Origin of the sequence: Frankia sp. ACN1ag (assembly GCF_001414035.1) — a bacterium.
Lineage (GTDB): Bacteria > Actinomycetota > Actinomycetes > Frankiales > Frankiaceae > Frankia > Frankia torreyi.
In genome coordinates, this window is record NZ_LJPA01000020.1 from 1 (window position 1) to 20,401 (window position 20,401).

The 20,401-nt window shown below is 72.9% G+C and carries 16 protein-coding genes and 6 pseudogenes; 6 read left to right on the forward strand and 16 right to left on the reverse strand.

Annotated elements, in window-relative coordinates; translation table 11 throughout:
* Nucleotides 1-531 precede the first annotated feature (531 nt).
* Nucleotides 532-684: pseudogene (locus UK82_RS41545) on the reverse strand (TetR family transcriptional regulator); the annotation flags it as partial.
* A 1-nt stretch (nucleotide 685) separates the two neighbouring features.
* A pseudogene (locus UK82_RS18450) lies at nucleotides 686-1,173 on the reverse strand (TetR/AcrR family transcriptional regulator); the annotation flags it as partial.
* A gap of 281 nt (nucleotides 1,174-1,454) precedes the next feature.
* Here UK82_RS18450 and UK82_RS18455 point away from each other — a divergent pair.
* The 5 genes and pseudogenes from UK82_RS18455 to UK82_RS18475 all read left to right on the forward strand — a co-directional run.
* On the forward strand, nucleotides 1,455-2,906 hold the full coding sequence (locus UK82_RS18455; protein ID WP_055408365.1) for an aldehyde dehydrogenase: 1,452 nt from the start codon (nucleotides 1,455-1,457) through the stop codon (nucleotides 2,904-2,906).
* 118 nt (nucleotides 2,907-3,024) lie between these two features.
* Nucleotides 3,025-3,820 (forward strand): annotated as a pseudogene (locus UK82_RS18460) (mycofactocin-coupled SDR family oxidoreductase); the annotation flags it as partial.
* 97 nt (nucleotides 3,821-3,917) lie between these two features.
* Nucleotides 3,918-5,150: a cytochrome P450 gene (locus tag UK82_RS18465; RefSeq protein ID WP_044885218.1), complete on the forward strand. Its 1,233-nt coding sequence runs from the start codon at nucleotides 3,918-3,920 to the stop codon at nucleotides 5,148-5,150.
* Nucleotides 5,147-5,341 (forward strand): ferredoxin, encoded by a 195-nt coding sequence (locus UK82_RS18470; RefSeq protein ID WP_044885217.1) that lies wholly within the window; start codon nucleotides 5,147-5,149, stop codon nucleotides 5,339-5,341. Before UK82_RS18465 ends, UK82_RS18470 begins: the two co-directional genes overlap by 4 nt.
* Before the next feature lie 185 nt (nucleotides 5,342-5,526).
* Nucleotides 5,527-6,439: phosphotransferase family protein (locus UK82_RS18475; protein WP_236706126.1), on the forward strand; the 913-nt coding region annotated here is incomplete at its 3' end.
* Between the two features lie 251 nt (nucleotides 6,440-6,690).
* On the opposite strand, the gene UK82_RS18480 is transcribed toward UK82_RS18475, so the two are convergent.
* The gene (locus tag UK82_RS18480) at nucleotides 6,691-7,515 is read right to left on the reverse strand and encodes an SDR family NAD(P)-dependent oxidoreductase (RefSeq protein ID WP_055408371.1); all 825 of its coding nucleotides are present in this window, start codon (nucleotides 7,513-7,515) and stop codon (nucleotides 6,691-6,693) included.
* A 353-nt stretch (nucleotides 7,516-7,868) separates the two neighbouring features.
* Here UK82_RS18480 and UK82_RS18485 point away from each other — a divergent pair, with 353 nt between their 5' ends.
* Nucleotides 7,869-8,096, forward strand: coding sequence for a hypothetical protein (locus UK82_RS18485; RefSeq protein WP_044885214.1), 228 nt, complete (start codon nucleotides 7,869-7,871; stop codon nucleotides 8,094-8,096).
* A gap of 32 nt (nucleotides 8,097-8,128) precedes the next feature.
* Here the strand turns inward: UK82_RS18485 and UK82_RS18490 are convergent, their stop codons facing one another.
* The 13 genes and pseudogenes from UK82_RS18490 to UK82_RS38595 form a co-directional block, all read right to left on the reverse strand.
* A complete protein-coding gene (locus UK82_RS18490; RefSeq protein WP_055408373.1) occupies nucleotides 8,129-9,691 on the reverse strand; it encodes a cobyric acid synthase in 1,563 nt (520 codons plus the stop codon).
* Entirely contained in the window at nucleotides 9,688-10,776 is a 1,089-nt protein-coding gene (locus tag UK82_RS18495) for a cobalamin biosynthesis protein (RefSeq protein WP_052681080.1), read from the reverse strand. Before UK82_RS18495 ends, UK82_RS18490 begins: the two co-directional genes overlap by 4 nt.
* 82 nt (nucleotides 10,777-10,858) lie before the next feature.
* Nucleotides 10,859-13,078: RNA helicase (locus UK82_RS18500; protein WP_236706105.1), on the reverse strand; the 2,220-nt coding region annotated here is incomplete at its 5' end.
* Between the two features lie 57 nt (nucleotides 13,079-13,135).
* Nucleotides 13,136-13,855, reverse strand: a 720-nt coding sequence (locus tag UK82_RS38580) for a DEAD/DEAH box helicase (RefSeq protein WP_236706106.1), incomplete at its 3' end; no start/stop codon positions are given.
* An 80-nt stretch (nucleotides 13,856-13,935) separates the two neighbouring features.
* Nucleotides 13,936-14,088 (reverse strand): annotated as a pseudogene (locus UK82_RS38585) (twin-arginine translocase subunit TatC); the annotation flags it as partial.
* Nucleotide 14,089: 1 nt separating this feature from the next.
* Nucleotides 14,090-14,940, reverse strand: a pseudogene (gene tatC, locus UK82_RS18505) (twin-arginine translocase subunit TatC); the annotation flags it as partial.
* Between the two features lie 160 nt (nucleotides 14,941-15,100).
* Nucleotides 15,101-15,373, reverse strand: coding sequence for a Sec-independent protein translocase subunit TatA (gene tatA / locus UK82_RS18510; protein WP_044885210.1), 273 nt, complete (start codon nucleotides 15,371-15,373; stop codon nucleotides 15,101-15,103).
* Between the two features lie 359 nt (nucleotides 15,374-15,732).
* Complete coding sequence (locus tag UK82_RS18515) at nucleotides 15,733-15,948, reverse strand: hypothetical protein (protein ID WP_044885257.1); 216 nt, start codon at nucleotides 15,946-15,948, stop codon at nucleotides 15,733-15,735.
* A 10-nt stretch (nucleotides 15,949-15,958) separates the two neighbouring features.
* Entirely contained in the window at nucleotides 15,959-16,951 is a 993-nt protein-coding gene (locus UK82_RS18520) for a YafY family protein (RefSeq protein WP_044885209.1), read from the reverse strand.
* Nucleotides 16,952-16,954: 3 nt separating this feature from the next.
* Entirely contained in the window at nucleotides 16,955-18,052 is a 1,098-nt protein-coding gene (locus UK82_RS18525) for a YafY family protein (protein WP_236706107.1), read from the reverse strand.
* 273 nt (nucleotides 18,053-18,325) lie between these two features.
* Entirely contained in the window at nucleotides 18,326-18,982 is a 657-nt protein-coding gene (locus UK82_RS18530; RefSeq protein ID WP_152989939.1) for an FKBP-type peptidyl-prolyl cis-trans isomerase, read from the reverse strand.
* A gap of 13 nt (nucleotides 18,983-18,995) precedes the next feature.
* Nucleotides 18,996-19,431 (reverse strand): proteasome accessory factor PafA2 family protein (locus tag UK82_RS38590; protein ID WP_236706108.1); only part of this gene is annotated, 436 nt, incomplete at its 5' end.
* 1 nt (nucleotide 19,432) lies between these two features.
* Nucleotides 19,433-20,354, reverse strand: a pseudogene (locus UK82_RS38595) (proteasome accessory factor PafA2 family protein); the annotation flags it as partial.
* Between the last annotated feature and the right edge of the window lie 47 nt (nucleotides 20,355-20,401).

Below are 20,401 nucleotides of genomic sequence, written 5' to 3' on the forward strand. Positions count from 1 at the left end.
GTCTGATACTGCTTCAACACCTGCTGGCCTGCCTGCGCAGGCAGCACGGAAAGCCACTCGAAGCCTTCCGGTAGATTCTTCCGCGCTTCCCGCATCTGCCGATCAACCTCGGCCACGGCGAGCATGGGACGGCGATGCTCGCGGCACGTCGTGTGCCATTCGTGTAGCAGATTCCACAACCCCCGCGCCGCATGACCCTGCCCGTCCAGTTTCCCTGCCTGACCCGAATCCGGGTACAGACGGGCGACGTGAACCGACCGGGGCATGGCTGTAATTCTACCCGAATACACGGCGATTCACCTCCCGACTAAAGGCGGAAGCCCTCTCGCCGAAGCCTGGTAGCGATCAGCGTCGAGACGGCCCGGTCGCGGTCGAGCTGGCCGGTCTTCGTCGGTGGAATCCCCGGGCGGCTCCCCAGGCGGCATCAGTCCGGTGCGTCTGATCCGCTGCCGGCTTCCACCAGCCATCCAAGATCATTTATGTTGCTCCCGTTTCGTCAACAACGTTGATTATCTTGTGTACGACGGGCCTTCACCGGACCGAGTCCGGCGGGGGCCGGCCGTGCTCCAGCAGCAGCGGGAGAAGGAGGTCGACGAGCTCGGTGCAGGCCGCGACGGTCTCCGCGTCGCTGGTGGTGTCCGTCTCGAGACCATGAGCCAGCGCCTTCAGGGTGATCGCGCCGTANAGGCACTCGATGACACGGGCCCGGGTGATCGGGTTGATGGGTTCGCCGCGCTCGGCGGCCCGGGTGAGCACCACGCCTGCGGCTCGGCGATGGCGTTCGGCCACATCGATGGTGACCTGGGGGGCGGCGCGGCTGGCCACGGCCTCGACCGCGAGGCGCAGCGTCGCGAACCCCACGGGGTCGAGCAGGAATCGCAGCATGTTCGTACTCAGGGCGATCAGGTCGTCGCGCAGTGATCCGGTGTCGACGTCCTCGATCGCGCGGGACCGCGCCAGGACGCTGTCGACGAGGAGCGTGTCGCGGTCGGGCCAGCGCAGGTAGACCGTGGACTTGCCGACCCCGGCGCGCCGGGCGACGGCGTCGATGGTGAAGCCGGTCGCGCCGCGTTCGAGGTACTCGTCGATGGCGGCGTCGAGGATGCGCCGCTCGGCGTCGGCCTTGCGAGGCCGGCCGGGGGATCGTCGCGCGGCCGTCGCGCCGTCACCCATGGATCTCCTCTCCGCCGCGTCCGCGAGCTGATCCTCACCGTAGCGGCGAGCAGCGGGGCCTGCGGAGCCGATCTCCGCGCAAGGATTTACGGACGACTTTGTCCGATTCCTTGACACGTGACGACCACCACAGTTCACTAAGGTCACTCAGTCACCTCACTGTTCAGCCCCGAGCGGCGCACCTCCGAGCGGCCCGCCTCCCATCCGCCCGCCTCTGATCCGCCCGCCTCCGATCCGCCCATCCACTCCGTCGTGCGCGCGAGAACGTCCCGAGGAGCCCCATGCCAGACATCGACCGCACCCCACCGAGGGTCCATCTCCGCATCAACGGTGAGAAGCGTGCGTCCGGATCGGGCGGCACCTACGGTCACGTCAACCCGGCCACCGGCGAGGTCGACGCGCAGATTCCGTTGGCGGACAAAGACGAGATCGACCTCGCCGTCACCGCGGCGCACGAGGCGTTCCAGACCTGGAAGCGGACCCCGCCCGCCCAGCGCCGCGCCCTGCTCCACCGGCTCGCGGACCTGATCGAGGCCCACGCGGACGAGTTCGCCCGGCTCGGGGCGCTCGACAACGGCACGCCGCTGTCCGTCGGAGCGGCCTTCCCGGTGCTCTCGGCGGAGTGGACCCGTTACTACGCCGGCTGGGCCGACAAGATCCACGGCGACCTGACCGGCAACCCCGTCCAGGACTCCGAGCTCGGTTACACCCTCGCCCAGCCGTACGGCGTCATCGGGATCATCATCACCTGGAACGGCCCGCTCATCTCGCTGGCCATGAAGATCCCGGCCGCGGTCGCGGCCGGGAACACCGTGGTGGTCAAGCCCTCCGAGCTCACCCCGTTCAGCGGGGAACTGTTCATGGACCTCGTCGAGCAGGCCGGGTTCCCGCCCGGGGTCGTCAACGTCCTGCCCGGCACCGCCGAGGCGGGCGCCCAGCTCGTCTCCCACCCGCTGGTCCGGAAGGTCACCTTCACCGGTGGCCCGGCCACGGCGACCAGGATCCTCGAGGCGTGCGCGCCCAGCATGAAGCCCGCCGTCCTCGAACTCGGCGGCAAGTCCGCCAACATCGTCTTCGATGACGCCGACCTCGACGTGGCCTGCCAGCTCGGGACGACGTTCTCCCTGATCGCGCTCTCCGGCCAGGGCTGCGCCTTCGCGACCCGGATGATCGTCCACGAGGACGTGTACGACGAGGTCGTCGCGCGAGTGAAGCTGATCGCGCAGAACATCCCGGTCGGTGACCCGTTCGATCCCGCCGTGGCCTCCGGTCCGGTCGTCAACCAGGCGGCCGTCGAGCGGATCCTCGGGATGATCGAGCGGGCCTCCGAGCAGGGCGCGACCCTGCTGACCGGCGGGAGCCGGATCGACCGGGCCGGCTTCTACCTCCAGCCGACGGTCTTCACCGACGTCGACCCGGACTCCGAGCTCGCCCAGACCGAGGTCTTCGGACCGGTGCTGACGATCTTCCGGTTCCGGACCGAGCAGGAGGCGGTCGCCCTGGCCAACGGCACCCGGTACGCGCTGTCCTCCTACGTCCAGACCAGGGATCTGCAGCGGGCGCTGCGGGTCGCCGCCGAACTCGACGCCGGCGAGACGCTCATCAACGGCGCGACGAACCTCAAGGTCGGCCGGCCGTTCGGGGGGTTCGGGCTCTCCGGGGTCGGCAAGGAGGGCGGCCGCGAGGGCATCGAGGAGTTCCTCCGCATCCGCAGTGTCGGCATCGCCGTCTGACCGCACCGGCCGACCTCACCGGCACCGGCTTCTCGGCGGCCCTGGCCGCTCAGCGGCACCGGCTTCTCATCGGCTCGCGAGACAGGACAGGAACAATGACCGGAAAGCTCGAAGGGCNCGTCGCGTTCATCACCGGCGCCGCCCGTGGCCAGGGCCGCGCGCACGCCGTTCGCCTCGCCCGGGACGGCGTCGACATCATCGGCGTCGACATCTGTGCGGACATCCCGTCGATGAACTACCCGTGCGGCACCTGGGCCGAGCTTCAGCAGACCGCCGACCTGGTCGAGAAGGAAGGCCGCCAGGCGGTCATCGGCAAGGCCGACGTCCGTGACCAGCCTGCGCTTCGGGCCGTCTTCGACGAGGGATACGCCGCGTTCGGCCGGGTCGACATCATCCTGGCCAACGCCGGCATCCTGCGGGTCGGCGACAGCGTCGACCCGCAGCGCGAGTGGCAGGACACCATCGACATCCTGCTCACCGGCACGTTCAACACCGTCCAGGTGGCCCTGCCGCGGTTGCGGGCGGGTGGGCGCGGTGGCTCGATCGTCATCACCTCCTCGAGCGCGGGGCTGAAGGGCACCGCCAGCGAGGAGCCGAGTGCCCAGGCCTACACGGCGGCCAAGCGGGGCCTCGTCGGCTACATGCAGGTGCTGGCCACCCAGTACGCCGCCGAGATGATCAGGGTCAACACCATCCACCCGACCGGTGTCGTCTCGGGCATGACGATGAACGCCGCGATGCAGGCGGCGATGGCGAAGGCGGACAGCAACGTCTCCGCGATGCAGAACGCCCTGCCCATCCCCATTCTGCAGCCCGAGGACATCGCGGGCGCCGTCGCCTACCTGGTCTCCGACGAGGCGACGTTCATCACCGGGACCCAGTGGGCCCTCGACGCCGGCTTCACCGTCCGCTGACAGCCCGGGACAGCCGACAGCCCGGGACAGCCGACAGCCCGGGACAGCCGACGGCCCCGGACAGCCGACGGCCCGGGATAGCTGAGGAGAATCTGCGATGACAACGCCCACCACCGAGGTCACCGACCACCGACTCGTGGGAGTCGGCGCGGTCGGCGAAGCAGGCGACCGTTTCGACGCGCTGCGTGCCTTACACCGCGTCGTGCGGGTGACCGAACCCGCCCTGTCGTACTGGATGGTGCTGGACCACGATCTCGTCCGCGAATGCCTGCAGAATCCGGCGGTCTTCTCCAGCGAGGTCATCACCCCGCTCAGCCCGGACCCGCCGTTCGCAATGATTCCCATCCAGCTCGATCCGCCGGAGCACACGCAGTGGCGGCGGCTGCTGGCACAGTACTTCTCCCCGCGCACCATGGGGTTGCTGCGGCCGCGTCTGGAGGAGCGCACCGCCGAGCTCGTGGCGGCGATCCGCGCCAGGGGCGAATGCGACTACGTCGAGGATTTCGCGCTGGAGCTGCCGACGGTGGTCTTCCTCGAGCTCATGGGGCTGCCGATCGACGAGTTGCCGACCTTCCTGGAGTGGGAGAAGCAGGCGCTCGCCCCGACCGACGAAGGCGTCTTCGACCCGGACCGGCAGATCGGCGGGATCTTCTCGGTCGTCGGGTACTTCCAGGCCGAGATCGCTCGTCGGCGGGAGAGCGGCGAGCGGGGCGAGGGACTGCTCGGCGCGATGCTCGGCTGGGAGCTCGACGGCGCGCCGGCTCCCGACGACGCGCTGGTCAACTGCTGCCTGCTGCTCTTCCTCGCGGGGCTCGACACCGTGGCGATGAGCCTGTCCTTCGCGATGCACCACCTCGCCACGCATGAGGCCGACCGGCGTTATGTCGCCGGGCTGGCCGCCGCCGGCGAGCCGATCGACGGCGTCGTCGAGGAGCTGCTGCGGTTCTACGCCGTGCCCGAGATCGGCCGGAAGGTGACCCAGGACATCGAGGTCGGCGGCCAGCAGCTACGGGCCGGTGACCTCGTGCTCTTCCCGCTGGTCTCCGCGAACCGGGACGAGGCGCTCGTCGCCGGCGCGGACGCCCTCGACCTCACCTCGCGACAGCCCGCCCCGCACCTGGCGTTCGGCGCGGGCCCCCACCGGTGCCTGGGCTCACACCTCGCCCGGATCGAGATGACCGTCGCGCTCGCCGGCTGGCACCGCGTCATCCCGGACTACGCCCTGCGCGACGGCGCCACGCCCCGGGCGTACTGGGGCAATGTCCACGGCATCTTCTCCCTGCCCCTGGCGGGATTCGGATCCCGGCCCGGGCGAAAGGACGACCGATGAGAATCGTGGTCGACACCGGGCGCTGCTCGGGCCACGCCCGCTGCAACGCCACCGCCGACGATCTCTTCCCCCTCGACGACCTGGGCTACGTCGCCGTGACCGACCCGGAGGTTCCGGCGGGCCAGGAGAAGCGCGCCCGCGACGCCGTCGCCGCCTGCCCGGAGCGGGCGCTGAGCCTCGTCGACGAGTGAGTGCCCGCGGTCGTGCTGTACGTGATCGTGGGAGGTCGAACCGGCGGGCGCTGAAGTCGCGGGAGTCCCGCCGGGCGCCCGGCGGGCCGACCCGGCCGGCAGGCCCTCGACCGGGTGGGTCCCTGCACGCGTCAACGTCGTCGTCGAAGGTGTGGAAACCTGCATCTGTGACGGATGCGAACAAGGTGATCAATCTGGCGGCGCTGTCCGGCTGGCTGGACGAGCACGTCCCGAGCCTGGGCGACGGGCCGCTGGAGACGGCCCTGGTCTCGGGCGGGTCGACCAACCTGATCCTGAGCCTCGACCGGGGCGGCCGGAAGGCGATCTTCCGCAGCCCGCCGCTCGAGGGCAGCCCGCAGGGTGCGCGCACGATCCAGCGCGAGGCCACCGTCCTGCGCGCGCTGACCGGGACCGACGTCCCGAGCCCGGAGTTCCTCGGCTTCTGCGCGGATGACTCCCTGCTCGGGGTCAGCTTCTACGTCATGGAGCTGGTCGACGGCTGGGCGGCCACCATCACCGCCGAGAACGAGACGATCTGGCCGGCGGGTTTCGACGGCGGCCCCGACCAGCACTACATCTGCTGGGCGATGACCGACGGGCTGGTCGCGCTGGCCAACCTCGACTACGAGGCGGTCGGGCTGGGCGGCTTCGGCCGGCCCGAGGGATTCCTCGAGCGCCAGCCGGACCGGTGGCTGGGCCAGGTCGACGGCTACCGCCGGCGCTACCCGAAGTACGAGCCGCGCGACCTGCCCGGGCTACGGTACGTGGCGGACTGGCTGCGGGACAACGTCCCGGCGGGCTCGCGTCCCGCGCTCATCCACGCCGACTACGCGCCGAACAACGCGCTGTTCCACCACCGGCCGCCGGCCCGACTCGCCGCGATCATCGACTGGGAGACCGCGACCATCGGCGATCCCCTGCTCGACCTCGCCGCGTTCGCGAACAACCTCGTCACCGCCGAGGAGGACGACGGCGCCATGCGGTACTTCACGCCGGGGCGTTTCCCGCACCGCGACGACGTCATCGCCTACTACGGCGAGCAGACCGGCCGCGACGTCTCGACGATCGGCTACTACTCGGTCCTGTCCAAGTGGCGCGNGGCCTGCATGATCGAGTACAAGGTCGCCGAGTCGCTCCAGGGCCTGTCACCGAAGGCCAAGGGTGACCGCTTCGACGCGATCGTCCGCCGCCTGCTGCTCGACTCCGAGGCACTCGCCCGCTCCCTGACCTGACGGCCGAGCCCCAGTGCGGGCAGGCCACCCCATGAGCCGAACCAGGCCCGCTGGTTGTGCCGTGGCCGCGGGCCGACGGGAGCCAGGTCTGCCCCTCCGGCACGCAGGCAGCAGTGGTCAGGATCGGGTGGATGCGACGAGCAGCTCGTCGGTGGCCTGGCGGAGATGGCGGCGGGCAGCGGGGTCGTAGGCCTGGGCGAGAGCGCGGGCCTCACGTTGGCCGACGAAGTAGCGGCCGGTGCCCGAGGTGGCTGCGGGGCCGGTGATCAGGTTCAGGGTGGCGTCGCCGCCCTCGGTGACGGTGCTGCTCACGGGGGAGCCGGCCTGGCGGACCATCGTGGTGTCCATGAAGGTCGCGGGGTGCAGGGCGTCGACGGTGACGCCGGTGCCGGCCAGCTGTTCGGCCAGGTCGAACGTTCCCATGATTTGGGCGATCTTGCTGCGGCGGTAGGCGCGAATGCCGCCGTAGTCCCGAGTGGTAAGCAGGTCGGCGAAGTCGAGGGGTTCCTGCCCGGCGGAGGCGACGTTGACGATCCTCGCCGGGGCGGAGCGGGTCAGCAGCGGCAGCAGCAGGCGGGTCAGCCGGTAGCCGGCCAGGTAGTTGACGGCGAAGCGCAGCTCGATGCCGTCGGCACTGGTCTCGCGGACGGCGCCCGGCGTGCCGAACCCGACCCCGGCGTTGTTGACCAGCACGTCGAGCCGGTCGGTGTGCCGTTCGACGGCGGCGGCGAGGCCGTCGACCTCGCCCAGATCCGCGAGGTCGGCGAGCAGCACCTCGGGCCGCGGCCCGCCGGCCGCGCGGATGCGGCCGGCCACCCGCTCGGCGCGGTCGGCGTCGCGGCCGTGCACCAGCACCCGCCAGCCCGCACCGCCCAGCCGTTCGGCCAGGTGGGCGCCCAGCCCGTCGGTCGCCCCGGTGATGAGGACCGTGCCCTCGTTCACGTGCGTTCTCCTCTCGCCTGTCCTGGCAGGGACCGTGCCCGACAGCGGGGCCGTTCCTGTCGAAGCGGCCCTGCTCCTCAACCGGCCCTGCTCCTCAACCGGGTGGGAACCCGTCGACCGCGGCGGCTCTTCCCGTGACGGCTCTTCCCGCGACGGATCCGAGCGGTTGGATGAGACGGGTAGGAACGTTCGGTACGGGCATAGGCACCTTCAGCGACCGCGGCGCGCCACCGGCTCGCGGCGGCGCGGGATCGCGGCCGCCGGTCCCCCGATGCCATGCCCGTAGCGGAGTCGGGGCTGGACCGCATCACGATGCTCAGAGGGCACGACGCCCAGAGGAGAGGTCGCCCATCATGACCACGACCGTGGAGCACGGGAACATCACCGGGACGAAGGACGCCCAGTACGACCTGCTGTGGTTCACCGAGATCTGCCTGAACAACGCGCTGCGGCTGGAGACCTACGCCGCCGACGCCGAGCGCGACGGGGACCGGGAGCTGCACGACCTGTTCCGCCGGGCGCAGACCGAGAGCCGCAAGGGCGCCGAGCAGGGCAAGCAGCTCCTGCGCAACCGGTTGTAGACCACCGGCGGCGTCACGGGGCGTCGGCGGCGTCACGGCACGCCGGGCGGGACGAAGGGCAGGCCGGGCGGGGCTCCCCCGTCGAGCAGGCGGCGCAGTGCGGCGGTGTCGAGATGGTCGGCGACCAGATCGCCGAGGACGTCGAGGCGGCGGCTGCGCACGTCGGCGAAGCGGGTGCGGGCCGGAACGAACGCCCGCCCGGCCGCACCGGCGACGTCGGCGAGGTAGGCGCGGCGGAACTCGTCGTTCTCCAGCAGGCCGTGCCAGCTCGTACCGGCGACCGCGCCGACCCGCACGCCGTCGGCGGCGAACGGCTCGGCCCGGGGATGGTCGGCGACGGTGAGCCGGCCGTGGCGGATCTCGTAGCCGGTCACCGGCCGGCCGTCCGCGTCGGTCGCCGCGCGGCGGCCGAGCAGCTTCGACGCCTCGAAGGTGGTTGTCACCGGCAGCAGGCCGAGGCCGGCGACCTCCCCCGCACCCGACTCGACGTCGTCGTGGATGCGCCGGCCCAGCATCTGGTAGCCGCCGCAGATGCCCAGCACGGGCCGGCCGGCGGCGGCGCGGGCGGCGACGGCGTCGGCGAGGCCGCGGCGGCGCAGCCAGCGCAGGTCCTCCACCGTCGAGCGGGTGCCGGGCAGCACCACCAGGTCGGCGCCGGCCAGCTCATCCGGACCGGTGACCAGCCGCACCACGACGCCGGGCTCGGCGCGCAGCGCGTCGAGGTCGGTGACGTTCGACAGCCGGGGCAGCCGGACCACGGCCACCCGCAGGCTCTCCCGCCGCACACCCTCCCCCGCCGATACGCCCTCCCCCGCCGATACGCCCTCCCCCGCTGGCTCGGCGTCGGGGTCGGGGTCGGCGTCGGGGTAGGAGGCCAGGTCGAGGGAGTCCTCGACGTCGAGCCAGAGCCCGGAGCGGAACGGGACGACGCCGTGCACGGGCCGGCCGGTCAGCGCCTCGATCTGGCGCAGCCCGGGTTCGAGCAGCCGGGCGTCGCCGCGGAACCGGTTGATCACCCAGCCGGCGACGAGAGCCTGATCGGCGCGGTCGAGCAGCGCCAGCGTGCCGAACAGGGCGGCGAAGACCCCGCCCTTGTCGATGTCGCCGACGACGATCACCGGCAGGTTCGCGGCGCGGGCCAGGCCCATGTTCGCGATGTCGGTGGACCGCAGGTTGATCTCCGCCGGCGATCCGGCGCCCTCGCAGATCACCGCGTCGAACCGGCCGCGCAGGTCGTCGAGGCAGTCCAGGACGATCTTCGCCAGCCGTTCCTTGTACGGGCGGTAGCCGAGCGCGTCGACCTCGGCGACGGGGCGGCCCAGCACGATGAGCTGACTGTGGCGGTCGCCGCCCGGCTTGAGCAGCACCGGGTTCATCGCCGCCTCCGGCTCCACCCCGGCCGCCGCGGCCTGCATCGCCTGCGCCCGGCCGATCTCCGCGCCGTCTGCGGTGACGGTGGAGTTCAGCGCCATGTTCTGTGCCTTGAACGGCGCGACGCGCACGCCCTCCCGGGCCAGCCACCGGCAGATGCCGGCGGTCAGCACGCTCTTGCCGGCGTCCGACGCCGTCCCGGCGACCAGCAGTCCCCCGCTCACCGACGTGGCCCCCCTTCGACCCCGACGCGGCGCACCCGGCGCAGGCCGCTGGCCAGCAGCGCGCCCGCCGCGCCGCCGACCAGCGCCGTCACCGCGAGGCACAGCACGCTGACCGCGCCGGACAGCCGGGCGGCGGCGGCGACGTCGGCGCCCCGCGGCGGGCGGCCGAACCCCAGCTCGGGCCGATGCTCGACCCGGTACGGGTAACGCAGCTCCCCGCCGAGGCGCAGGCCCAGCGCCCCGGCGAACGCGGCCTCGGCCATCCCGGCGTTCGGGCTGGGATGCGATCGGCCGTCGCGGCGCATCACCCAGAACGCATCGGCGGCGCTGCCCCCGACAACCGGCGCGCACACGCAGGCCGCCAGCGCGCACAGCCGGGCCGGCAGCAGGTTCACCAGGTCGTCGAGGCGGGCCGCCGCCCAGCCGAACCGTTCGTAGCGGTCGCTGTGATGGCCGATCATCGCGTCGAGGGTGTTCACCACCCGGTAGCCGACCAGCCCCGGCAACCCGGCTACCGTCCCCCACCACAGCGGCGCGACCACGGCGTCGCAGGTGTTCTCGGCGATCGACTCGATGGCGCCGCGAGCGATCCCGGCCTCGTCGAGCAGTGACGGATCCCGTCCGCACAACGTCGGCAGCCGCGCCCGGGCGGCGGCCAGGTCGCCGGCGAGCAGCTCGGCACCGAGCCGACGGCCCTGCCGGCGCAACGACGCCCCGCCGAGCACCACCCAGGTCCCCGCGGCGGTCATCGCGACCGCTGCGCTGCCACGCTCCCAACGGCCAACACGCTCCCCGCCGCCGGACCGGTCCTCCACGGTGGACCGCGCCGGCACCGCCCGGGGACGTCCCCACGCGTGCTCGACCGCGGCGGCCGGAACGGCGACGGCGGCCAGCAGCAGGGCGGTGTGCAGCACGCCGGCGGCGCGGCCGTCCCGGTAGTCCAGCCGTTCCAGCCGGACGGCGGCCCGCCCGAAGCCGGCGACCGGGTGCAGCCGCGTCGGATCGGCGAGCAGCGCGTCGAGGGCCGCGCCGAGCACCAGCCCACCGGCGCGCGCCGCCGCGCGCCGCCCTGCCGTACCACCCACCGACACCGCCCCGGACACCGACACCGCCCCGGACACCGGCACCGCCCCGGACACCGGCACCGGCACCGGCACCGGCACCGGCTCAGACACTGGTCGCGTAGGCGACGACGCCGCGGCGCAGCGCGTCCATCGCAGAGCGGGCGGTGCGGCGCACCCGGGAGTCGTCGGGGGCCACCTTGGCGATCTGGTCGAGCAGGTCGAGCAGTTGGCGCATCCACCGGACGAAGTCGCCGGCGGTCAGCTCCAGCCCGCTGTCGGTGAGGACCCGTTCCAGCGGCCGGCCCACCGCCCAGTCGTGGGCGGCGGGGACGAAGCCGAGCTCGGGCGGGCGCAGGAACGCCAGGCGGTGGCCCTGCTCGGTCGCGGCGAGCCGGAACGCCAGGCGGCCCATCTCGTCCAGGCAGTCGCGTAGCGCCGCGCCGCCGGGCAGCGCCGGGACGCCCACGTCGTCGCCGCGCGGCTCGAAGACCAGGCTGGACACGGCGGCGGCGAGCGCCGGCGCGGTCAGGTCCTCCCAGATGCCGGCGCGCAGGCACTCGGAGACGAGCAGGTCCTGCTCGGAGTAGATGCGCGCCAGCACCCGGCCGGCGTCGGTGACCGTGTCGCCGTCGAGGTAGCCGAGCTCCGTCAGCGCCGCGCGGACCCGGTCGAACGTCTTCGCGACCGTGTTCGTGCGGCCCTCGACCTTTCGCGAGATCGCCGCGGTCTCCTTGGCGAGCCGGTTGACCTGCTCGGCCGAGCGTAGATGCTCCTCGCGGCGCGGGCAGTCGTGCACCGGGTGGGCGCGCAGGGCCCGGCGCAGCCGGGCGAGCTCGGCGTCGTCCGCGGCCGCGGAGCGCGCCTTGGCCCGCCGGCTGGGCGGACCGTCGGGGTCGACGTCCGCGGCCCGCAGCGAGGAGGCCAGATCCCGGCGGGACTGCGGCGAGCGCGGGTTGAACGACCGCGGCACCCGGACCCGTCCGAGCGGCTCCACCGCGACCGGGAAGTCGACCAGCGACAGCCGCCGCACCTGCTTGTCCGCGGTCAGCACGACGGGCCGGGGCCCCTCGGCGCCGACCGCGCCCGCATCGGCGTCGAGGACGACGGCGAGCCCGCTGCGCCGCCCGGCGGGCACCCGCACGATGTCACCGGTGCGCAGCCGACCCAGCGCCGCCGCCGACTCGGCGCGTCGGCGCGCCGAACCCTCCCGGGACAGCGCCGCCTCCCGCTCGCGGATGTCGCGGCGGATCCGGTCGTACTCGGCGGCGTCCCCGCGGTCACAGCTCACCTGCGCGCGCATCTCGTCGATCGCCTCGGTGTTGCGCGCCACCACCCGCGCCAGACCCACCACGTCCCGGTCGGCCTGGAACTGCGCGAACGACGATTCGAGGACGGTGCGGGCCCGATCGGCGCCGAGCCGGCCGACGAGGTTGACCGCCATGTTGTAGGAGGGGCGGAACGACGAGCGCAGCGGATAGGTGCGGGTGGACGCGAGCCCGGCCAGCGCCAGCGGGTCCAGCCCCGGCTGCCACAGCACGACGGCGTGGCCCTCGACGTCGATGCCGCGGCGACCGGCGCGGCCGGTGAGCTGCGTGTACTCCCCCGGGGTGATGTCGACGCGGCTCTCGCCGTTGAACTTCGTCAGCCGTTCCAGGACGACGGTGCGCGCCGGCATGTTGATGCCGAGCGCCAGGGTCTCGGTGGCGAACACGACCCGGACCAGCCCCTGGACGAACAGCTCCTCGACGATCTCCTTGAACGTGGGCAGCATCCCGGCGTGGTGGGAGGCGATGCCCCGCTCCAGGCCCTCCAGCCAGGCCCAGTAGCCGAGGACGCCGAGATCGGAGTCGGGGATCCCGACGGTGCGCTCGCGGACGATCGTCCGGATGCGCTGCTGCTCGGCCGGCCCGACCAGGCGCAGCCCGGAACGCACGCAGGAGGTGACCGCGTCGTCGCAGCCGGCCCGGCTGAACACGAACACGATCGCGGGCAGCAGGCCGTCCCGGTCGAGGCGTTCGACGACCTCCGGCCGGCCCGGCACCCACATCCGCCGACGCGGGCCGCCGGGGCCGCCGGGGCCGCCGCGGCCCCGGCCGTAGCCGCCGGGCATCGCCCGGTTCTCCTCCCGGGCGAGCCGGACCAGGTCCGGGTTGACCACCCGGCCGCCCACCTTGGCCGTCGCGCCGCGGGCCGGGCCGTCGCCGCCGACGCGTGCCGCGGGCACCGTCTGCGACGGGGCCCGAGTGCCGTCGGCAGCGCGCCCCCGCCCGTCGCGGCGCCGGCCGCGTTCCCCACCGCGGCCCCGGTCCCCGGACCGCCCGCCNGCGNCGGNCGGNACCGNGNGGNCGGACCCGGCGGCGGGCGGGNCCNNNCNGNCGGNCCGGGCGAGCTCCTCCTCGGACACCGCCCGGGCGAGTGCCGCCCCGGCGGACGGCGCCGGCGCGCCGGAACCGTCCTCGAGGAACAGGTCGTGCAGGGTGCGGTCGGCGAGGACGTGCTGCCACAGCGGCACGGGCCGGTGGTCGCTGACGATGACGCGGGTGTGCCCGCGGACGGTGACGAGCCACTCGCCGAACTCCTCGGCGTTGCTCACCGTCGCCGACAGCGACACCAGCCGGACGTGCGCCGGCAGGTGGATGATGACCTCCTCCCAGACGGCGCCCCGCTGGCGGTCGGCGAGGTAGTGCACCTCGTCCATGACCACGTAGGCGAGGGTGTCGAGGCCGCCGCCGCCGACCGGGCCGGCGTAGAGCATGTTGCGCAGCACCTCGGTCGTCATGACGACGACCGGCGCGGAGCCGTTGCGAGAGGTGTCGCCGGTCAGCAGGCCGACCTTGTCGGCGCCGTAACGGGCGACAAGATCGGTGTACTTCTGGTTGGACAACGCCTTGATCGGCGTCGTGTAGAAGCAGCGCGTTCCCGTGCTCAGGGCGAGGTGGGCGGCGAACTCGCCGACGACCGTCTTGCCCGCTCCCGTGGGCGCCGCGACCAGGACCCCTTCACCGGCCGCCAGCGCCGAGAGCGCCTCGAGCTGGAACGGGTCGAACCCGAAGGGGAGGCTGGCAGCGAACTCCACGAGAGCCTCAGGCGTGGAGGACACAGTGCCACCCTACGGGACGCGGCGCCCCCGCACCGACCGCCACGGCAGGTGGGAGCGGGGCACGTCAGGTGATGTCGAGGTCAGGTGATGTCGAGGTGCGACGGATCGCCGCCGGGGGCCGCGGAGCCGGTCCCCGCGCCGACCGGCGACGCCGGGGTCGCCTCGGCCGGCCGGGCGGCGCCGGGCGCGCGGGGCGGGGCGTCGTCGTAGTCCAGCGGCGAGGTCTCGTCGTCNCCGAGGTCGGCGTACGGGGAGTCGTCGCCGCGGCGGGCCTTGCGCCGATCGTTGATCCAGCCGACGATCAGCGCGACCTCGTAGAGGATCACCATCGGCAGACCCAGCGCCAGCATGGTGAACGGATCCTGGCTGGGCGTGACGACGGCGGCGAAGACGAACACGAGGAAGATCTCGGCGCGCCGCCAGGACCGCAGCCGGGCGGTGGTGACGACACCGGCCAGGTTCAGCATGGTGACGAGCAGCGGAATCTCGAACGACAGCCCGAAGATCAACAGCATCGCCTGGACATAGCTGAGGTACCTGTTGCCGTCGAGGACGCTGACCAGGCCGTTGCCGCCGAACCCGAGCAGCAGGCTCAGCCCCGTGGACAGGGTCAGGTAGGCGAAGACGGCGCCGGTGGCGAACAGGATCAGCGAGATCCCGACGAACGTGAGCGACCAGCGCCGCTCGTGCCGGTGCAGGCCAGGGGTGATGAACGACCAGAGCTGGTAGAGCCACACCGGGGAGGACACCACCGCCGCGGCGATCATCGAGATCTTCAGCCGGATGGTGAACGCGTCGAGGATGCCGAAGAAGTACAGCGTGCAGTTGGTCGACGCCGCGCCGTCGGGGCTGAAACGCTTACTGGCCGGCAGGTCGCAGTAGGGCGCCTTGAGCCAGTTGAAGATGTGCGGTTCGAAGATGAAGCACACGACCGCGGCGATCGCGAACCCCAGGAGCGCGATCGCGATCCGGTTCCGCAACTCACGAAGGTGTTCCGTGAGGGGCATCCGGCTGTCCTCGACCGTGCGGGTCCGCCGCTGGTGCACCGAGGCGAAGAGCCTGCGCGGCGTGGGGATCCCTGGCACGTCGGCGTCTCCTGGTCAAGGGGGCAGGGTCGAGGGTCAGGCAGCCTCGAGGGTCAGGCAGCGTCAGGGGGTCGAGGGGTCAGGTCGAGGCCGCGAGGGACCGCCGACGGCGACCGGCATCCACCGGCCGGACGCTGCGGCGCCCGGCCGGGACGTGGGGTCAGCGCCGGTCCGCCGCCGGGGCGGAGCCGTTCACGGACGCGCTGGACTGGGCCGCCTGGGCGGGGGCCGCAGCCGGGGCCTCGATCGGCAGCGGGGCCGGCTGAGCGGCCGGGGCCGGGTGCTCGTCGTCGCGCAGGCCCTTGGTTTCGGCCTTGAAGATGCGCAGCGAGCGGCCGAAGGAACGCGCCGCGTCGGGGAGCTTCTTCGATCCGAACAGCACCAGCACGACGAGGGCGATGATGATGATCTCGGTGGTGCCCAGGTTTGGCATGGTCTGCGTCCTCCGATGAGCGGTACCGGCCCGGTCCCACGACCGGTGCGATCGATGCTACGTCCGCCAGCCTAGGAGGCGATAGAAGGCATACGGGTATCTCGGAGATGACGGCTGCGCAACGAAGCGGGTCTGCCGGACGAATTGTAGCTGTTCCGGAACGCTTCGCACGCGAGAATCCACACCACCACCGCCCGATGTTTCCCACAGTCATCACGAAAGCGCGCCGCGTCGACCACAATGTGACCCTGCGTTACGAAACCGAATCCCCCGATCGCTCCTCGCGGATCACGATAGATCACGATGGGACCACACCCGAGCTGCCCGCTCGCGCCCCGCATCCGGCCCGGTCGGGCCGATCAGGATGTGCGCTCGGCGAGCCGGGCCGTGACCTCGGCATGGTTCAGCCGGGCGGAGAGCTCCGCGGTGTCGGCGGCAAGACCGGACACCCGCGTCGACAGCTCGCCGAGAGCCCGGCGCACGCCGCGCACCTTCTGCCACACCCGCCAGGCGCACAGGGCGAGCAGGACGAGCCCGCCGAGGATGAGCACGAGGTAGACGAGCGTCCAGAGCATGCCGGTCACCCTACCGTTCGCCGCCGGCGCCGCCGGCGGGGGCGTCGAGCCCGTAGGCGGCCAGCGCCCGACGCGCCAGGGCGTGCACCTGGGCGGCGAGCCCCGGCGGTTCGACGACCCGCACGTCGGCGCCGAGGCCGAGCACGAGCCGGTGCAGCCAGGACGTCTCCCGCGCGTGGAGGGTGACCTCCAGGCGACCGCCGGGCAGCTCCCGCACCCCCGTGACCGGGTAGTAGTCGGCGACCCAGCGGGCCGGCGAGGCGAGTTCGAGGACGACCCGGACGTCGGCCGGGCCGGGACGGTAGATCCCCTCGCTGGTGTCGCGGGACACCGCGCCCGGCGGCGGGGCGGCCGGAACGTCGAGCACCTCGACCCCGCCCGGCCCGTCGATGCGGTCCAGCCGGAACAACCGCACCGCCTCCGCCCGGTGGCACCAGCCCTCCAGGTACCAGTGGCCCTCCCGGACCAGCACCCGCATCGGGTCCACGTCACGCTCGGTCAACTCGTCGCGGGACCATACGAGGTAGCGCAGGTGCACACGGCGACGTTGCCGTACCGCCCGCTGCACCGCGGCGAGCACCTCGGCGTGGGTGTCGAGGCTGACGCGCACCTGGCCGGCGACGCTGCCCGCCGCACCGACCGCCTTCTCCAACTTCTCCAGCGCCCGATCGAGGGCCTCCCGGCCGGCGAGCCCCGGCACGTCGGCGAGCGCGCGGGCGGCGACGACCAACGCCGTGGCCTCGTCCACGGACAGGCGCAACGGCCGGTCAAGCGTCTGCGGATCGGCGACGGTGATCCGGTCGCCGGAGTAGCTCAGGTCGATGAGGTCGCCCGGCGCCCCGCCGGGCAGTCCGCACACGAACAGCAGGTCCAGGTCATCGCGTAGCTGCCGCGGCGTGATGCCGAAGGCCTCCGCGGCGGCCGGCAGCGGGATGCCGGGATGCGCCCGCAGCCAGGGGACGAGGGCGAGCAGCCGGCTCAACCGGTCGGTCGCGGCGCTCATCGCTCATCGCCCGCCGGGAACCGCGGCGGCCTCGCGCGCGCCGGCGGTGCCCGCGGCCGCCGCCCGCAGCCGGGCGACCACGGCGGCGCGCAGCTCCGGCGGCCCCAGCACGATCACGTCCGGCCCCGACCCGACGATCCAGCGGGCAAAGCGCTCGGTGTCGGCGAACTCCCGCTCCACCAGGTCCATGTCCGCCGGCACGACCGGCCGCCGCCCCGCCTCGGCCGGCCGACATCCCACCTCGGCCGGCGGGCCGGTGAGCAGGTCCGGCGGCAGCTCGGTCGGCGGGCAGGCGGCGTGGACGGGGCGGGCGCCGCGGCGCAGCGCGTGGCCGGTGCCGCGGCGCACGGCGAGCGTCGCGGTGCGCACCCGGTCCGGCGGGGCCTGGGTGGAGACCATGGCGTGCAGGTCGACGTCCGGCGGGACGCGCACGGCCCCGCCGGGTCCGACCGGCCGCACGGGCCCGGCGAACCGGGACAGCCGGAACACCCGCGGGGCGCCGCGGGTGACGTCGTGGCCCGCCAGGTACCAGCGGCCCCGCCAGGACAGCACGCCCCACGGCTCGACGTGCCGCTCGGCGACGTCGGTCTCGCCGACCTTGCGGTAGGGAAAGCGGATCGCCCGGCCGGCCTGCACCGCGGCGAGGCACGGTTCGAACGCGGGATCCGTCGCGTCGACCCGCGGCTCGAAGCCGTCCAGAGTGTCGAGGCCGGCGAGAGTGTCGAGGCCGGTAAGGGGGTCGAGGCCGCCGTCGCCGACCGCGGCGCTGCCGGCGGCCAGCTTGCGCAGGGCGCTCGCCGCCGGCCCGGCCAGCGCCGTCGTCGACCACAGCGACCCGGCCAGCGCCAGCGCGGCGGCCTCGTCCGGCGCCAGGGCGATGTCGGGCAGGGCGTAGTCGCCGCGGCGGATCCGGTAGCCGACCTCGTCGCTGAACGCCGAGTCCGCCCCGGTCTCCAACGGGATGCCGATCTCGCGCAGGTAGGCCTTGTCGCGCTCGAACATCCGCCGGAAGGCCTCCTGCTCCTCCCCGGTGACGCCGGGCTCGTAGCCCTCCACCAGCTCACCGAGCTGGGACACGGTGAGAAAGCGCGATGTCGCCATCAGGCACATCGTCAGGTTCAGCAGGCGCTCCACCCGTCGCCGGGACACATCGTCACACGGTAGTCGACCTGCAACGCCGGGCCGGCACCGCCCCCACCACGACCCGTTGTCCCACCGCCGGAGGACGGACGCCCGGATCCGAGCGAGGGTCGGGACGGGCCGGGATCGATCCGGGCGCGTGGCCAGGCGTTGCGGTGCGTTGTGCACGATCCCAGGGCTCAGACCGGACACAACGCACCGCAGCCGGCCCCGCTCGGGTTCGGACGATCTCGGCTAGGGCTGGACGGTCGCCCCGCCCGCGCCGGCACCGCCGCCGCCCTGGACGGCGAGCAGGTCGACCACGAAGACCAGGGTGTCGTCGGCGAGGATGGTCGGCGGCTGGCCGCCCGCCGGCCCGTAGCCGAGGTCGGGCGGGATGACGATCTGCCGGCGGCCGCCGACGCGCATCCCGTCGATGCCGCGCCCGAAGCCGGCGATCGTGCTGTCCAGCGGGAAGGTGGCGGTCTGCCCGCTGCCCCAGGTGGTGTCGAACTCCTTGCCGTTGCGCCACAGCACGCCGGAGTACTGGACGACGACGGTGCTGGCGGCCGAGGCGCGCGTCCCGTGGCCGGTGACGAGGTCGTCGGTGACCAGCGTGGTCGGCGGGGTGCCCGACCCCGCCGCGGACAGCGGCTTACGGGTCAGGTCGGTGGCGTTCTGCACCGCGGGCAGGCGGGGCCCGGCGGTCACGGTCGGCGCCGGCGCGGCGCCCGTGCCGTCGGGGGCGTCCGAGGCGGAGCAGCCCGCAAGGACCGGGACGACCAGCACTGCGGGCAGCACCACGCCGGCGAGCAGGCGGCGACGGCTCGCGGCTCGCGTGAGCGGGGCGACCACGCGCAGGGCGGTCAGGGCAGTCAGGGCGGCGCGGGCACGCCGCGGAGCGGACATCACAGGGAGCGGGTCCTCACATGCTGGCGATGAGCTTGTCGACCCGGTCGTCGACGGAGCGGAACGGGTCCTTGCACAGGACCGTACGCTGCGCCTGATCGTTGAGCTTGAGGTGGACCCAGTCGACCGTGAAGTCGCGCCGCTTCTCCTGGGCCCGCTTGATGAACTCGCCGCGCAGCCGGGCGCGGGTGGTCTGTGGCGGCCGCGACTTGGCCTCGAACACGTCGAGGTCGCGGGTCACCCGCTCGACGAGCCCCGCCCGCTCCATTCGGTAGTACAGCCCGCGATCGCGGTGGATGTCGTGGTACTTCAGGTCGAGCTCGGCGACCCGCGGCGAGGCCAGCGACAGGCCGTGCTTGTGCCGGAACCGCTCGATGAGCACGTACTTCGTCACCCAGTCGATCTCCCGGGCGACGAGCTCGAGGTCGTCGGTCTCGATCGCGAGCAGCGTGNGGCCCCACAGGTCGAGCACCCGCTTGGCGACCTCGTCGCCGCCCCGGCGCTCGACGAACTCGACGGCCTTCGAGTAGTACTCCCGCTGGATGTCCAGCGCGCTGACCTCGCGGCCGTTCGCCAGTTTGATCTTCCGCTGGCAGGTCATGTCGTGGCTGACCTCGCGGATCGCCCGGATCGGGTTCTCCAGCGTCATGTCGCGCAGCATGACGCCGGCCTCGATCATGCGCAGCACCAGATCGGTGGAGCCGAGCTTGAGCAGCATCGTCGTCTCGCTCATGTTCGAGTCGCCGACGATGACGTGCAGGCGGCGGAAACGCTCGGCGTCCGCGTGCGGCTCGTCCCGGGTGTTGATGATCGGGCGGGACCGGGTGGTCGCCGACGACACCGACTCCCAGATGTGCTCGGCGCGCTGGGAGATGCAGTAGACCGCGCCGCGCGGGGTCTGCAGCACCTTGCCGGCCCCGCAGAGGATCTGCCGGCTGACCAGGAACGGCACCAGCACGTCGGCGAGCTTGGAGAACTCGCCGTGCCGGCCGACGAGGTAGTTCTCGTGGCAGCCGTAGCTGTTGCCGGCGGAGTCGGTGTTGTTCTTGAACAGATGGATGTCGCCGGCGATGCCCTCCTCCCGCAGCCGCCGTTCGGCCTCGACGAGCAGACCCTCCAGGATCCGCTCGCCGGCCTTGTCATGGGTGACGAGGTCGGGGACGGAGTCGCATTCCGGAGTGGCGTACTCCGGATGGCTCCCGACGTCGAGGTAGAGGCGGGCGCCGTTCTTGAGGAACACGTTGCTGCTGCGTCCCCATGACACGACACGACGGAACAGGTACCGCGCCACCTCGTCCGGGGACAGCCGCCGCTGCCCCCGGAACACGCAGGTGACGCCGTACTCGTTCTCCAGTCCGAAGATGCGGCGATCCACGTCTGTGACCCTATGCTCGGATGCCACCCTGGCGTGGCCAGACGCTC

Coding starts and splice junctions, on each gene's coding strand:
- UK82_RS18470 (WP_044885217.1), top strand. CDS start 5,147: ATGAGAATCGTGGTCGACACCGGGCGCTGCTCGGGCCACGCCCGCTGC.
- UK82_RS18515 (WP_044885257.1), bottom strand. CDS start 15,948: ATGCTCTGGACGCTCGTCTACCTCGTGCTCATCCTCGGCGGGCTCGTC.
- UK82_RS18520 (WP_044885209.1), bottom strand. CDS start 16,951: ATGAGCGCCGCGACCGACCGGTTGAGCCGGCTGCTCGCCCTCGTCCCC.
- tatA (WP_044885210.1), bottom strand. CDS start 15,373: ATGCCAAACCTGGGCACCACCGAGATCATCATCATCGCCCTCGTCGTG.
- UK82_RS18525 (WP_236706107.1), bottom strand. CDS start 18,052: ATGGCGACATCGCGCTTTCTCACCGTGTCCCAGCTCGGTGAGCTGGTG.
- UK82_RS18485 (WP_044885214.1), top strand. CDS start 7,869: ATGACCACGACCGTGGAGCACGGGAACATCACCGGGACGAAGGACGCC.
- UK82_RS18465 (WP_044885218.1), top strand. CDS start 3,918: ATGACAACGCCCACCACCGAGGTCACCGACCACCGACTCGTGGGAGTC.
- UK82_RS18455 (WP_055408365.1), top strand. CDS start 1,455: ATGCCAGACATCGACCGCACCCCACCGAGGGTCCATCTCCGCATCAAC.